The organism is Desulforudis sp. DRI-14 (assembly GCF_052618305.1).
In genome coordinates this window covers 21,769-36,309 of sequence record NZ_JBQXEZ010000006.1, presented here as the reverse complement: position 1 = coordinate 36,309, position 14,541 = coordinate 21,769, and the positions used below count along the sequence as shown (strand labels likewise).

The following is a 14,541-nucleotide window of genomic DNA, read 5'->3' as shown; positions in this document are numbered from 1 at the left end:
AACGGGCTTCCCTTCGGAAAGCCCGGCAGTCAGCCGCTTAAGCCAGCCCCACCATCCTTTCCAAATGGGAGGCGCACCGGTTTCCCGGCCCGCCCTGACGGCCTGGCATCCGTACGCTGACCGCGCCTTAGGGCGCCAGGCTCGGAGGTGAAGACACATTAATGTCTGTACGGTTATACTTCGTGGCCGCCTTTACGTTCTCCTGCCTATAAACCTCTTACCTCACACTTCCTTTGCGGACGGCGCAGGCATCTTTTCCAGCAGCCCTCTTACGATCTCGATCGGGAATACAATCGTGTTCGACTTGTCAGAAGCTATTTCGGTAAGCGTCTGCAGGTACCGAAGCTGCAGGGCTGCGGGCTGCGCGGCCATGATCTGCGCCGCCGCCGCCAGTTTTTCGGAGGCCTGGAGCTCACCCTCGGCATGGATGATCTTGGCCCGGCGTTCGCGCTCGGCCGCCGCCTGGGCGGCCATCGCCCGCTGCAGAGACTGCGGCAGTTCGAGGTCGCGGATCTCGACAAGGGTCACTTTGACGCCCCAGGGCTCGGTGCCCTCGTCGATGATCTTCTGCAGGCGCTGGTTGATCTGCTCGCGGTGCGCCAGCAGTTCGTCCAGTTCCGACTGTCCGAGGACGCTGCGCAGCGTCGTCTGGGCCAGCTGCGAGGTGGCGCGGATGTGGTCGAGGACCTTCAGCACCGCCTTCCCCGGGTCAACCACCCGGAAGTAGATGATCGCGTTGACCTTCACGGTGACGTTGTCACGGGTGATGGCCTCCTGGGTGGGAACATCCATCGTTATCACCCGCAGGTCGACCTTCTGCATCCGCTCGATGATCGGGATGATGAAGAAGAGGCCGGGTCCCCGCGCCCCGACAAACCGTCCGAGGCGGAAGATCACACCGCGCTCGTATTCCTGCACGATGCGCACGGCGGACGATACTAGGATGAAGCCGATGACAAAAACGACTCCCCAGAAGAAAAGAAACTCCATATTTATCCCCTCCAGTCATTTTAAAAGCTATTTTCTTTTAACATAAGCCCTGAGGCCTTCGATACGCTCGACCCTGACTTCCTCCCCGCGGTCGATCGAGCCGTCCTCACTGACGGCCTGCCAGCGTTCCCCCTCCAGCAGGATTTCACCTCTGGGGTTGAGAGGGGTCAGAACGACGCCGGTGGCCTTGTGCAACCCCTCAAGCCCGGTTTCAGCCGGTTTCTTTTGGGCTTTGACGACCGCTCGCAGAGCGAAGGCGAAAAAGGCCGTAAAGCTCACGACCACCCCGGCTATCAGGCTCCAGTTGATGCCTGGCAGGGGGGACGATTCGGAAAACAGCAGCAGCGATCCCGTGATCAGACTGCCTATGCCGGCCACGGTGAGCAGCCCGTAAGAAGCGACGAACAGCTCCGCGGCAAAGAAAGCAAAGGCGAGAATAATCAGAATGATGCCGCTCCAGGAAGCTTCCAGCGTACCCAGGGCATAGAGCGCAAAGAACAATGAGACGACGCCGACGATGCCGGGGAAAAGTATGCCCGGGTTGAATATTTCCACCAGTATCCCCAGCATGCCCAGTGAAAGCAGCAGGTAGGCGATATTCGGGTCGGACACGGTTAGCAGGATACGCTCGACCGTCCCGGCCTCCCTGCGCTCGACGGCGGCTGCGGCCGTGCGCAGGACCTGAACCTGCCCGTCCGCCAGCTTTACCTCCCGCCCGTCCATCGCCCGCAGCAGAGCCTCGAGGTCCCTGGCCCGATAGTCAACAAGGTTGGCCTTGAGCGCCTCCGCATCGGTATAAGACTTGCTCTGGAGCACCGCCGCCTCGGCCCGGGCCGGGTTTCTGCCTCTCAGCTCGGCCAGGCTGCGGGCCCAGGCCGCCGCGTCTTCCCTTATCTTTTCCCCCGGAGCGCCTTGAATTTCTTCGCCCTGCCCGCCGACCGGATGGGCGGCCCCCATCCGGCTCCCCGGCGCCATAGCCGCGACGTGGCCCGACAGGATGATGAAGGTCCCCGCCGAGGCCGCCCAGCCGCCCGCCGGAGAAACATAAACCACTACGGGAACACGCGCGCCAAGGATGCGCTGCACGATGTCCTGAGTGGTTTCATACAATCCGCCCGGCGTATTCATTTCGATGACGCACGCCTGGTAACCGCCATTCTCGGCGGCTTGGATGCCGCGGTCAAGGTAGCGCTCGACGACGGGCACAATGGGGCCGTCGACGGTGAGGACCATGACTCTGTCCGCGTTACGGGCGTGGCCCGCACAAACGGCGACAACCGCGGTCAGAAGCAGCGCCAACAACAGCGCAGCCCGGAACCGTGCGGCACCCGTGCCTGAAACATGCTCTGTAAGGAAGAACCTGAGTACTTTCATAACCTTATTATACTATTTTATTCACCGTCCAACCTCTGCCTGTAATTCCAGAAAGAAAAAACAGCCGCACAACGGGTCGCGCAATACACTATAACAGCGAGCGCACCGTTTCCGTCACCTCGGCCTCGGCGACGATTACGGTCTCCCTCGTCGCCCTCTTCATTACCTCTACGCGCCCCCAAACCGCCGTCTTGCCGACCGTTATCCTCACAGGATACCCGACGAGGTCGGCGTCCTTAAACTTGACGCCCGGCCGCTCGCTCCTGTCGTCGAGCAAGGCCTCTATCCCGGCGGCCCACAGGTCCTTGTAGATCCTTTCCGCCAGTTCCAGTTGCGCCTTTTCCTTGACGTTGACGGGCACGACGACGACGTGAAAGGGGGCGATGGCCGCAGGCCAGATGATGCCGTCTTCGTCGTAGTTCTGTTCCACAGCCGCCGCCATGGTGCGCGTCACGCCGATGCCGTAACAGCCCATCACGAAATGCCTTTCCTGGCCGTCCTCGTCCAGAAAGGTGGCGTTCATAACCTTGGAGTACTTGTCCCCGAGTTTGAAGACCTGGCCCACTTCAATACCCCTGGCCGATTCCAGCCCGGCCCCGCAGTTGATGCAGACCTCTCCGGCCCCCACGAGGCGCAGGTCGGTAACCAGGTGCGGGGTGAAGTCCCTTCCGGGATTAACGTTGATCAAATGGGTATCCGCCTTGTTGGCCCCGGTCACGAAGTTGCTCCCGCGGGTAACCTCTTCATCAACCACAATGGTGACGTCCTTTAAGCCCACCGGGCCGCTGAACCCGACGGGAGCGCCGGTGACCCTCTCGATGATCTCCGGGCCGGCCAGTTCCAGACGGATGGCGCCTACCGCGTTCAGCAGCTTGATTTCGTTAACCTCGCGGTTGCCGCGCACGACGGCGGCCACAAGGTCCCTGTCAGTTTCGTAGAACAGGGTCTTGAGCACCTGCCCGGAGTCCACCCCGAGGAACGCCGCGACCTCCGCCACTGTACGGGCTCCGGGGGTGGCAACCTCCTCCATCGCTTGGGGAGGCCCGTAATCGACGGCCTCGAATTGGCTGACAGCTTTCTCGTCGTTGGCGGCGTAACCGCATTCCTCGTTAGGGCAGTAAATAACGGTCGCTTCACCGGAAGCCGCCAGGACCATAAACTCGTGGCTGTAGCCCCCGCCTATGGCCCCGGAATCCGCCAGCACCGGGCGAAAGACGAGGCCGCAGCGCTTGAACACCCTGCTGTAGGCGTCATACATCTTGCGGTAGCTGACGTCGAGACCTTCCTCGTCGCGGTCGAAGGAATACAGGTCCTTCATGATGAACTCGCGCCCGCGCATCAGCCCGAAACGGGGCCTCCGCTCGTCGCGGTACTTGTTCTGGATCTGGTAAAGAAGAAGGGGCAACTGCTTGTATGACCTGATATCGTTGTTCACCAGTTCGGTGATCAGCTCTTCGTGCGTGGGGCCCAGGGCAAAGTCGCGCCCGTGCCTATCCTTCAGCCGCATCAGTTCAGGGCCGTATACGTCCCAGCGGCCGGAGCGCAGCCAAAGTTCCGCGGGCTGGATGATCGGCATGAGCAGTTCCTGCCCGCCCTTGACATCCATCTCCTCGCGGATGATGGCGATGATCTTGCTGATCACCCTGTGCGCCAGGGGCAGCAGGGTGTACACCCCGGCCGCCGCCTTTCGGATAAAGCCCGCCCGCAGCAACAACTGGTGGCTGACGATCTCGGCCTCGGCCGGTGTCTCGCGTAAAGTGGGAATGAAGTATTCAGACGCGCGCAAAGCTGATCACCTTCCTTACAAACTCTTTGACTCTTTATCCTCAAGCTTTTCGATTTCCGCCATCAGCGCCTCGATCATCCGGTCTTCGGGCACCGTGCCGATGATCTCGCCTTTACGGAAGAGAAGCCCGACGCCTTTGCCGCCGGCGATACCGACGTCGGCTTCCCTGGCCTCGCCCGGGCCGTTGACCACACAGCCCATCACGGCCACCTTGATCGGTTTCGTCACCGCCTGGAGCCTGTCCTCCACCTCGGCGGCGATGCGGATGACGTCGATCTGGGTCCGGCCGCAGGTCGGGCAGGAAACAAGCTCAACGCCCCTGCGCCGCAGCCCGAGAGTCTTCAGGATCTCGTAGCCCGCCCACACCTCGTGGCGCGGGGAGGCGGTCAACGATACGCGTATTGTGTCCCCGATCCCTTCCGCGAGCAAGATCCCGATACCCACGGCGGACTTGACCAACCCTCCGCGCATGGTGCCCGCTTCAGTCACCCCGACGTGGAAGGGGTAGTCCACCTGTCTCGCCAGCCGGCGGTAGGCCTCCACCATCAGCAAAACGTCGCTGGCCTTGAGCGAGACCTTGATGGCCGTGTGATCAAGATCTTCAAGAATGCGGATATGTTCGAGCGCGCTGGCGACCATGGCCTCGGGCGTCAGCCCGTGCTTCTCCAGCAAACGCTTGTCCAGCGATCCCGCATTCACCCCGATGCGGATGGGAATCCCGCGGTCGCGCGCGGCCTCCACCACCGCCTTCACCTTGGCGCGCCCGCCGATATTGCCCGGATTGATGCGCAGCCCGTCGACCCCGGCCTTGATCGCCGCGAGGGCCAGGCGGTAATCGAAGTGGATGTCGGCCACCAGCGGCACCGACACCCTCTTCCGTATGGCGGCGAGCGCCTCGGCCGCTTCGCGGTCCGGCACGGCCAGGCGCACAATCTCACAGCCCACGCCGGCCAGTTCCCGGATCTGCGCCACGGTGGCCTCAACGTCGCGCGTGTCGGTGTTGGTCATCGACTGGACCGAAACCGGAGCATCTCCGCCCACCTGAACGTTCCCGATATAAACGGGGCGCGTCTTTCTCCTAGAAAAGTTCAACAATATCTTTATAAGTCACCACCACCATTAGCGCCAGCAACAGGCCGAAGCCCACAAGGTGAATGAAGCTTTCTTTCTCGGGGTTGATAGGCCTCCCGGTTAGGCCCTCCCAGAGCAGGAAAAGGATCCTGCTGCCGTCCAGGGCGGGAATCGGGAGGAGGTTGAAAAGCCCGATGTTGATACTCAAGAACGCGGCCATCTGCAAGAGGGCGATGAAGCCCTGCGTGGCCACCGTCCCGATTTCCGACACTATCCGCACCGGACCCCCGACATCGACGGGAGCCTGTTGAAAGATCATCTGACCGAGAAAGCCCACGATCATCACGAGCAACCGCCCGGTCCACTGGGCTCCGGCCACGGCGCTTTGGATCAAGCCCACCTGCCTGTTTTCAAATGTAGGGTAAATACCGATCTTGCCCTTCCCTTCCATCTCTTCGGGGATGAGGCGCACGTCGAAACGCTCGCCCTTACGTTCAACGGTGATCGTCATCTCCCTGCCCGCATTGGCGTCGATCTGGGCCACCAGGGTCTTCCATTCGTCGATGCGGTGGCCGTTGACGGCGATGATGCGGTCGCCCTTTACGATGCCGGCCTCAGCCGCGGGGCGGTTGGGCACGACATCCCGGACTGTGGTGGTGGGCATGGGTACTCCTTCCACCATGAAAACAGCGAGCAGCAACAGGGCCGCCAGGAAGAAGTTCATAAAGGGACCGGCGAAGATCACACCGATGCGCTGCAGCACCGACTTATCCTTAAAGCTGCGGCCCTGCTCGACCTCCTCTTCCTTGGGGTCCAGGCCGGCAAAACGCACAAAGCCCCCCAGGGGGAAAGCCCGCAGGGAGTAAGTCGTCTCGCCCCTGGTGACGGCGGCCAGTCTGGGGCCAAAGCCGATGGCGAACTCAAAGACTTTGATGCCCGCGCTTTTGGCGGCAAGGAAGTGTCCCAGTTCGTGGAAGAAAATCAGGAGCCCGAAAACAAATACGGCTGCTAGAAAAGTTGTCACTTATTGTTCCACCTCTGTCACAATGAGACTGGCCCGCGCGCGGGCCCAGCGATCGGCCTCGAGGATCTCCTCAAGGGATGGCGCCGAGACGGCGGCATGGGCTTCCATCACCCTCGTCACAACCTCCGGGATACGCAAAAAACCCAGGTTTCCTCCGAGGAAAGCCTCCACGGCCACCTCGTTGGCGGCGTTCATCACGCAGGGCATCGTGCCGCCTGTCCGGCCGGCGTCATAGGCAAGACCCAGGCACGGAAAACGCCGGGTGTCGGGCGCCTCGAAAGTCAGCTGCCCCAATTCGCTGAAATTAAGCCGGTTCACGACGCTCGGCTTTCTTTCCGGATAGGTCAGGGCGTACTGGATGGGCAGCCGCATGTCCGTTTGCGAAAGACAGGCGATGACCGTGCCGTCCCGTAATTCGACCATCCCGTGCACGATGCTCTGGGGGTGGATGACTACCTCGATGTTATCATAACCCACGCCGAACAGCCACCTGGCTTCGATAACCTCGAGGCCCTTGTTCATCAAGGTGGCTGAATCAATGGTGATTTTCGCCCCCATTTGCCAGGTGGGGTGTCTTAAAGCCTCCGCAGGCGTAACGCCGGACAGCCTGTCCAGACCGGTGCCCCGGAACGGACCCCCCGAAGCGGTGAGGATGACGGCGGTTACCTGGTCTTCCCTGCCCTCGATACACTGCCACACCGCGGAATGCTCGCTGTCCACGGGCAAAAGCCTGACGCCCTTCCGTTTGACAGCCTCGGTGACCAGCTCGCCGGCGGCGACCAGCGTTTCCTTGTTGGCGAGAGCGATGTGTTTTCCCGCTTCGATAGCCCGCATCACCGGGACGAGACCCACGGTGCCGGTAAGGGCGGCCACAACGAAATCGGCCTCGGAAACAGCGGCCACCGCATTTAAGCCGTCAGATCCCCAAAAGACTTCCGTGCCCGGCGGAAGCTCTCCCTTGATGCGCTCGGCGTCGCCGGCGTCTTTGACCGCGACGACCCGGGGGCGGAACTCCCGCGCCTGTTCCAAGAGCAGCGGCCAGTTCCGTCCTGCGGCCAGCCCGACAACCTCCAATTCCTCCCGGTACCGCGCCGCCACGTCAAGGGTCTGGCGCCCGATGGACCCCGTGCTGCCGAGGATGCTGATGTTTTTCTTTCTCTTCATTAGCTTATATCCTACCTTGTTTTGACTGAGGTCAGTCCCGCCTTTACAGCGGCCTGGATAATGATGATGATCACCGGCCCGAGGATCAGGCCGGTGATCCCGAGAGCCTTAAGTCCTATATACATCCCGGCCAAAACGGCCAGGGGGTGGACGCCCAGGCTGGTGGCAATGACCTTGGCTTCTAGGAGCTGCCGCAAGACGAGAACGATGGCGTAAACTACAGCCAGCTTAACGGCGAAGGTCAGGGGACCGGTAAAGAGAACGTAGATGATCCACGGAATGAAAACGGTGCTCGGACCCAGCACCGGTATAAGATCGAAGAATCCGGTCAGCAAACCGAGGCTGACGGCGTAAGGCGAACCGATAACCGCCAGGCCGATAATGGTGACCACGGTGGTGATACTGACCAGCACGAGCTGGGCCCGCAGGTAGGCTCGGAAAGCCTTGAAAGCCTCGCGCCCCACCTCGATGGTCCCTTCCCCGTAGTGCCCGGGCAATAAACGGACCCAGGAATCCCGGATGACGCGCAGGTCTCTGCTGAAGAAGTAGGTTGCCAGCAGTGTCACTAGGGCGATAAAGAAAGCCCCCGGCAGCCCGGAGAAAAAGCCCAAAGTGACGTTCAGCGCCGTGTTGAGGCCCGTCTGGAGCAGCCGGCCGATTTCGTTGATAGCCTGGTCGATGTAACTGACGGCCTCGGGGGGCAGGTTGACATAAACCGTGACGACTTTATCCACCAGGTTTTCGATCGTGCCTTGCAGGGCGCGGATACTGTCGGCGGACGTGCGGGAAAGAATGATCAATTCGTTGACGAGCTGTGCCGTCCCCAGGGCGACAGCGAAACCAACCACGGCGATGATGAGAAAGATCGACGTCAGCACAGCCAGCCCCCGGGGGAGCTTTGCGCGCCTCTCCAGCATCCTGACCAGCGGTTCGATGAAAAGGCTGATCAGGAGCGCCAGCAGGAAAGGCAACAAGACCGGGAGCAAAAAGCGGCCCACGAAATAAAGGACCACCAGCGCAGCCGATGCCAACAGCAAAGCGCCGGTATGCCAGACAAGGCGTTTTACGCGTGGTGATACGTCACTCATGGTAAAGTCACTCCAAATATTTGGACTAAGTAGTAAACGACAGGCGCAGTCAGCATAAAGCTGTCAAAGCGGTCCAGGATGCCCCCGTGCCCGGGAAGCAGGCTGCCGGCGTCCTTGACGCCGGCAAAGCGTTTCAGTGCGGAAACGATAAGGTCGCCGGCCTGGGCCGCAACCCCGGTGAGCAGCCCCAGGAGCAACACGAGCCCGAGCGGGGCCGCGCCGGTAATCAGGACGAAGGCGTAGGCCGCTAGCACGGCCCCGGCCAGGCCGCCGAGCAAGCCTTCAAGACTTTTTTTCGGGCTAAGGTGCGGCGTGATGCGAATCCGCCCTACACTGACCCCGACAATATACCCCAACGTGTCAAAAGCCCAGGTCCCCGCCAGGGCCAGAAGCAGGAATCCCGGACCTCCGGGCAGGACCCTCAACAGGTACGCGTAAGCCAGTAAACCGGCGTAGAGAGCCACGAACAGGGTTGCGCAGAGCGACGCAGGACTGATCCTGGGATAAACGGCGGTGAAAATCACCAGGAACAGCAAGATGACAAGGGTAATCGTCGGGCCCGGGTACGCTTCTTCCAAAAAGTAGGCCGCTCCCACCAGCGCCAATGTTCCGGCGATGGCCAAGCCCCGGTGCGGGCCCTGGTTCCTGACCAATCCGGCCAGTTCTCCGGCTGCCAGAACTGCGAGAACGGCCACAACCGCCAGCAGCGGCACTCCTCCCAGCCAGGCTGCGCCCAGAACCAACGGAGCGCCCAGGACAGCTGTCAAGACCCTCGTCCTAAACACTAGCCCAAGCCTCCATACCTGCGTTCACGGCGTTGGTACTCCTTCAGTCCCACGATAAAATGCTCGCGGTGGAAATCCGGCCACAGGACGGGCGTGATCCAGAATTCGGTATAGGCGAGCTGCCACAGGAGGAAGTTCGAAATCCGGTAATCGCCCCCCGGCCTGATCAACAGGTCGGGATCCGGTATGCCGCGAGTGTAAAGGTAATGCTCGAACTCCTCTTCGGTCAATTCCCCGGCTCTGCGCCTGCCGCCAGCGACGTCGGCGGCGAAAGCCCGAGCCGCATCCACCAGCTCGCTCCGCCCCCCGTAGTTCAGAGCCAGGAGCAGCGTCAGGCGCGTGTTACCCGCCGTTGTGCTTTCGGCCGTGGCCAGGGCGATCCTGGCGGCGGCGGGCAGCCCCTCGATCCTGCCGATGCCCCGCACCTTAACCCCGTTAGCGTTGAGTTCCTCCACCTCATTGTATAAGTAATCGACGAGAAGACCCATCAATTCGTCGACTTCGTCCTTGGGGCGCTTCCAATTTTCCGTCGAAAAAGCGTATGCCGTAAGGTAGGGAATGCCTATCTCGCCGCAGAACCTAACGATGTCGCGCAGGGACTCGGCTCCCGCCCGGTGGCCCTCCGAACGCTCAAGCCCTCTCTGCTGTGCCCATCGCCCGTTGCCGTCCATAATAACGGCCACGTGCCGCGGCAGTTTGTCCGGATCCAAACCCAGGTCAAGGGCTACCTTGCGGGTGTCGCTCTTGTCATCCTTGCTACCCATCCTATCAGCCCTCCAACACTCTCCTATAAGAAAGCCCCCCGAAGGTGGGAGGCTGCCATTCCCGTAGCGGTCTCCTGCGGCCAAGATATGCGCCCCAGGCGGGAAAAATCCCTTAAAACAAAAGAGTGCCAAAGCTCTCAAACCACTTTATTGTTCCGGCTCATCCCATCCCTGCCTGGCAACGATAAGCTCCACATCCTTGTCTCCAAAGACGGCCTTCACCACTCGATACCCGCCTTTCACCGGCCCTCGCGGAGGAGCGGTTTCCGCAATGATGACACGAAACCCCGCCGCCTGCAGCAAGGGCAGCGCGTCCTCCAGCTTGAACCCGAGCACGTCGGGAGCCTCATTCATTAAACTTCCATTATCTCCTTTTCCTTGGCGGCTAACAAGGAATCGATCTCTTTGATATATCTGTCGGTCAGTTTCTGGACCTCGTCCTGGCTGCGCTTCAGGTCGTCCTCCGATATCTCCCCGTTCTTCTGTTTGGCCTTAAGCTGTTCCAGGACATCCCGCCGGAGATTTCGGACGGCGACACGCCCCTCCTCGGCGCGTTTCTTGATGAGCTTGACCAACTCCTGCCTGCGCTCCTGGGTCAGTTGCGGAACGGTCAAGCGGATGACGTTGCCGTCGTTGGCCGGGGTGATGCCGAGGTCAGACTTCAAGATCGCACGCTCGATCGCCCCGATGGCCGACTTATCCCAGGGCTGAATGATCAAAAGCCGCGGTTCAGGAACGGAAATCGAAGCAAGCTGGTTTATGGGGGTGGGCGTTCCATAATAGTCTACAGCAATCTTATCGAGCAGGGCAGGCGTAGCCCGGCCTGCTCGCAACGAAGCAAAATCCTTCTTCAGGATTTCAATCGTCTTCTGCATATTGCCTTCTGTAGCCTGAATGAGTTCCCGCATTATTTTTCACTCCCTATAAACGTACCTATCTCCATTCCCAGGATGGCCCGTTTGATGTTTCCGGCCTCCGTAATACTGAAAACGATGAGGGGGATTTTATTTTCCATGCACAGCGAAGCGGCCGTGGCGTCCATCACCCTCAGGCCGAGGTTGAGCATCTCGATGTAGGCCAGGCGCGAAAACCTTTTGGCGCACGGATTTGCAATTGGATCGGCGTCGTAGACGCCGTCCACCTTTTTGGCCATCAGGATGGCCTCGGCCTCAATCTCGGCCGCCCGCAAGGCAGCCGTCGTATCGGTCGAAAAATAGGGATTCCCCGTCCCTGCCGCAAAGATTACGACACGCCCCTTTTCCAGGTGCCGAATCGCCCGCCTGCGGATGTAAGGCTCGGCGATGGCTCTCATCTCGATGGCCACCTGGACCCTGGTGTCGACGCCGACCTTTTCGAGAGCATCCTGCAAAGCTAGCGAGTTGATCACAGTAGCCAGCATACCCATATAGTCGGCTGCGGCCCGGTCCATACCCTTGGCGCTGCCGGCCACCCCGCGCCAGATGTTGCCGCCGCCCACCACGATGGCCATCTCCACCCGCAACTGCTGAACGACGTCTTTGATCTCGGATGCGATAAAGTTGACGACTTCCGGATCTATACCGTATCCCTGGGACCCGGCAAGCGCCTCGCCACTCAACTTCAAGATTACACGACGGTATCTGGGTGCAATCATGCTGGGCCTCCGTTTCGTCTTGGCGTATTTTCTCTTCAGCAGACCGCAAGTCCTTCCCAGCCCATTTGCGTTCCAACCCACGGCGGGTTTGCAAGCCGGCGTGTTCTGTAATATCCAGGTGCCGGTTACCAAACGCGATTCCCGAACGGCCTACGCCTTACGACGATTCTTTGGCGGCACCCTCCCCGATTTCAAAACGCGCAAACCTATTGACCACGATGTTTTCGCCCAGGGTAGCGATGACCTCCTTGATCACGTCCCCGACAACGACATCCGGGTTCTTGATGAAAGGCTGTTCAAGGAGACAGGTTTCTTTATAAAACTTCTCCAGGCGCCCCTCGACCATCTTGTCGACGATCTTCTCGGGTTTACCCTCGTTCAGGGCCTGAGCGCGGAGAATCGACTTTTCGTGTTCAATAACTTCGGGCGGCACCTGCTCCCGTGACACATACTCGGGTCTGGACGCCGCCACCTGCATGGCCAGGTCCCGGGCCAGCGCTTTAAACTGCTCAGTCTTAGCCACGAAATCGGTCTCGCAGTTCACCTCGATCAGCACGCCGATGCGGCCTCCGCCGTGAATATAGCTTTCGACCAAGCCCTGGGCGGCCACGCGACCGGCTTTCTTCGCCGCCGCGGCAAGGCCTTTCTCGCGCAGGTAGTCGACAGCCTTCTCAATGTCACCGCCGGTCTCGACCAGGGCCTTCTTGCAGTCCATCATGCCTGCGCCTGTTCTCTCCCGTAGTTCCTTCACTGTTTTTGCGGATACGTCCACCGACAAAGCCTCCTATTTATCCATATTTTTCCGTAAAATCTCCTAGCTTTCATTATAACCTAAAATTTTGTCCTGTAACCTATTGAAAATAAAGGGCGCTGTCAAAAAGTCCCGAATAAAGGGCCTGTTGAAAAACCAGGGGGCTGTTCAAAAACGACCCAGCACTCAATGGGGTTTTACAAAGTGAAAGTCTACGCTTATTGAACAGACTGCAGTTATGAAAAGATGTTCGGTGATCGGATTGAGTGCTGGGCAGGCGAAGTTTTTCAACAGCCCCATAAAAAGTAGGGGCTTATTATCAGCCCCTACCACCACTACTGCGCTTGTGCCTCGACGGTCAGTTGTTCTCCCTGCCGGCCTTCCAACACGGCGTCGGCCATCTTGGCCGTCAAAAGCCTTACCGCCCTGATCGCGTCATCGTTGCCGGGAATGACGTAATCGATCTCGTCAGGGTCGCAGTTCGTATCCACGATGGCCACGATCGGGATCCCGAGCTTGCGCGCCTCGGCCACCGCGATGCGCTCTTTGCGAGGATCGATGATGAAAAGCGCCGCGGGCAGCGAGGTCATGTTCTTGATACCGCCCAGGTACTTCTCCAGCCTTGCCTTCTCTTGCATGAGCTCGGCGGTTTCCTTCTTGGAAAATAGCGCGAACCTGCCGCTCTCTTCCATCTTTTCTAGTTCCTTCAGGCGGTCGATGCGCCGCTTGATGGTCTGGAAGTTCGTGAGCATTCCGCCCAGCCAGCGCTGGTTGACGTAAAACATGCCGCAACGCTGGGCTTCTTCGCGGACCGACTCCTGCGCCTGCTTTTTGGTCCCGACGAACAGGATGGTCTTACCTTCCATGGCCAGGCTTTTGATAAAGTTGTACGCTTCTTCGATCTTCTTGACGGTCTTTTGCAGGTCGATGATGTAGATGCCGTTGCGGTCCGTAAAAATATAAGGGGCCATCTTCGGGTTCCACCGCCGGGTCTGGTGGCCGAAATGCACCCCCGCTTCGAGCAGCTGTTTCATGGAGACTATCGCCATTTTTACACCTCCTCCCGCATGGTTTTGTTCCTCCGCCGCCCTCATCCCCCAGGCAGACCCGTAAGGGCACCCCGCACAAGGTCCGGCAGCGTGTGTGCTATTACACCGCTGATCATTTTAACACAAACATCCAACACACCGCAAGTTTTCCGCAGAAAAATAAAAAGACCTCCACAGGTCCCTCTATGTTCCCGCCATTTATTGAAGAAACTCGGCGACAAAACCTTCTAGTTATGTTTCAGCCTTTGCAGTTCCTTAAGCAACTGGTCGTTGAGGACGCGAATGTAAGTCCCTTTCATCCCGAGCGACTTGGACTCGATGACCCCAGCGCTCTCGAACTTCCGCAAGGCGTTGACGATCACCGAGCGCGTGATACCCACGCGGTCGGCGATCTTGGAGGCGACCAGAAGGCCTTCCTCGCCGTTGAGCTGCTCAAAAATGTGGCGTACGGCGTCCAGTTCCGAATAGGACAGTGTCCCCAGAGCCACCTGCACGGCGGCGCGGCGGCGGGCGTCTTCTTCCATCTTGTCTACGCGTTCCCGCAAGATTTCCATGCCCACAACGGTGGCGCCCAGCTCCGCAAGCACAAGGTCCTCCTCGGTGAATTCCTGGTCGAACTTGGCCGCCACCAGGGTGCCGAGCCTCTTTCCGGCGCCCACGATGGGGACCACCGTCGTCACCTTGCCGCTGTAGTGACAGTTCTTCCCGCTTTCGAACACGCAGGAGTTGGCGGTCTGGCAAAAGTTCGCGTACGTGTTGCCGATCTGCAGCAGCCAATCGTTGTATTCCTGCGGGAAATTTGCTTCCCTGACGATCCTTGCAACCATCTCGCACTCAAAACCCGGCATAAAATCGGAGCCGAGGATTTTCCCTGACTCGTCAAGGAGGTAGACGTTGGCGTTGAGGTTCTTACCCAGGATTTGCGCCACTTCGCCAAAGTTTACGGGGTAACCTGCCGACTTTTGCAACAGCCTGTTGATCTGCCGTGATTTATCCAGAAGGCTTCCCAAGCCCATCCCTCGCTTTCTGATCCGGCCAATGTTTGAAAACCGCCTGCTCAAA

At 59.7% G+C, this 14,541-nt stretch carries 15 protein-coding genes and 1 riboswitch; all 15 genes read right to left on the bottom strand.

All coding sequences use genetic code 11. From position 1 onward, the window contains the following. Positions 1-37: 37 nt before the first annotated feature. Positions 38-159, bottom strand: a riboswitch (molybdenum cofactor riboswitch). Positions 160-222: 63 nt separating this feature from the next. Beyond that, positions 223-990 carry a slipin family protein gene (locus tag ACUM6F_RS05695; RefSeq protein ID WP_425621401.1) on the bottom strand — a complete coding sequence of 256 codons (768 nt, stop codon included), beginning with the start codon at positions 988-990 and terminating at the stop codon, positions 223-225. A 27-nt stretch (positions 991-1,017) separates the two neighbouring features. After that, positions 1,018-2,289 (bottom strand): NfeD family protein, encoded by a 1,272-nt coding sequence (locus tag ACUM6F_RS05690; RefSeq protein WP_445348653.1) that lies wholly within the window; start codon positions 2,287-2,289, stop codon positions 1,018-1,020. Between the two features lie 163 nt (positions 2,290-2,452). Then, positions 2,453-4,150 carry a proline--tRNA ligase gene (locus ACUM6F_RS05685; RefSeq protein ID WP_425621399.1) on the bottom strand — a complete coding sequence of 566 codons (1,698 nt, stop codon included), beginning with the start codon at positions 4,148-4,150 and terminating at the stop codon, positions 2,453-2,455. Positions 4,151-4,165: 15 nt separating this feature from the next. Continuing rightward, on the bottom strand, positions 4,166-5,242 hold the full coding sequence (ispG, locus tag ACUM6F_RS05680) for a flavodoxin-dependent (E)-4-hydroxy-3-methylbut-2-enyl-diphosphate synthase (protein ID WP_445348652.1): 1,077 nt from the start codon (positions 5,240-5,242) through the stop codon (positions 4,166-4,168). Continuing rightward, a complete protein-coding gene (gene rseP / locus ACUM6F_RS05675) occupies positions 5,229-6,245 on the bottom strand; it encodes an RIP metalloprotease RseP (RefSeq protein WP_425621397.1) in 1,017 nt (338 codons plus the stop codon). The genes ispG and rseP overlap by 14 nt, the downstream gene beginning before the upstream one ends. After that, entirely contained in the window at positions 6,246-7,409 is a 1,164-nt protein-coding gene (locus ACUM6F_RS05670; protein WP_425621396.1) for a 1-deoxy-D-xylulose-5-phosphate reductoisomerase, read from the bottom strand. A gap of 11 nt (positions 7,410-7,420) precedes the next feature. Then, positions 7,421-8,497, bottom strand: coding sequence for a sporulation integral membrane protein YtvI (gene ytvI / locus ACUM6F_RS05665; RefSeq protein WP_445348651.1), 1,077 nt, complete (start codon positions 8,495-8,497; stop codon positions 7,421-7,423). Then, positions 8,494-9,282 (bottom strand): phosphatidate cytidylyltransferase, encoded by a 789-nt coding sequence (locus tag ACUM6F_RS05660; RefSeq protein ID WP_425621394.1) that lies wholly within the window; start codon positions 9,280-9,282, stop codon positions 8,494-8,496. The genes ytvI and ACUM6F_RS05660 overlap by 4 nt, the downstream gene beginning before the upstream one ends. Next, on the bottom strand, positions 9,282-10,046 hold the full coding sequence (locus ACUM6F_RS05655; protein ID WP_445348650.1) for an isoprenyl transferase: 765 nt from the start codon (positions 10,044-10,046) through the stop codon (positions 9,282-9,284). Before ACUM6F_RS05655 ends, ACUM6F_RS05660 begins: the two co-directional genes overlap by 1 nt. Before the next feature lie 147 nt (positions 10,047-10,193). After that, a complete protein-coding gene (locus ACUM6F_RS05650; RefSeq protein WP_425621392.1) occupies positions 10,194-10,400 on the bottom strand; it encodes a PASTA domain-containing protein in 207 nt (68 codons plus the stop codon). Then, a complete protein-coding gene (gene frr, locus ACUM6F_RS05645) occupies positions 10,400-10,954 on the bottom strand; it encodes a ribosome recycling factor (protein ID WP_425621391.1) in 555 nt (184 codons plus the stop codon). Before frr ends, ACUM6F_RS05650 begins: the two co-directional genes overlap by 1 nt. Continuing rightward, complete coding sequence (gene pyrH, locus ACUM6F_RS05640) at positions 10,954-11,679, bottom strand: UMP kinase (protein WP_425621390.1); 726 nt, start codon at positions 11,677-11,679, stop codon at positions 10,954-10,956. The genes frr and pyrH overlap by 1 nt, the downstream gene beginning before the upstream one ends. A 157-nt stretch (positions 11,680-11,836) precedes the next feature. Further along, positions 11,837-12,451: a translation elongation factor Ts gene (gene tsf, locus ACUM6F_RS05635; RefSeq protein ID WP_426377511.1), complete on the bottom strand. Its 615-nt coding sequence runs from the start codon at positions 12,449-12,451 to the stop codon at positions 11,837-11,839. 314 nt (positions 12,452-12,765) lie between these two features. Beyond that, on the bottom strand, positions 12,766-13,479 hold the full coding sequence (gene rpsB, locus ACUM6F_RS05630; protein WP_425621389.1) for a 30S ribosomal protein S2: 714 nt from the start codon (positions 13,477-13,479) through the stop codon (positions 12,766-12,768). 227 nt (positions 13,480-13,706) lie between these two features. After that, the gene (gene codY / locus ACUM6F_RS05625; RefSeq protein WP_445348649.1) at positions 13,707-14,489 is read right to left on the bottom strand and encodes a GTP-sensing pleiotropic transcriptional regulator CodY; all 783 of its coding nucleotides are present in this window, start codon (positions 14,487-14,489) and stop codon (positions 13,707-13,709) included. Positions 14,490-14,541: the final 52 nt, after the last annotated feature.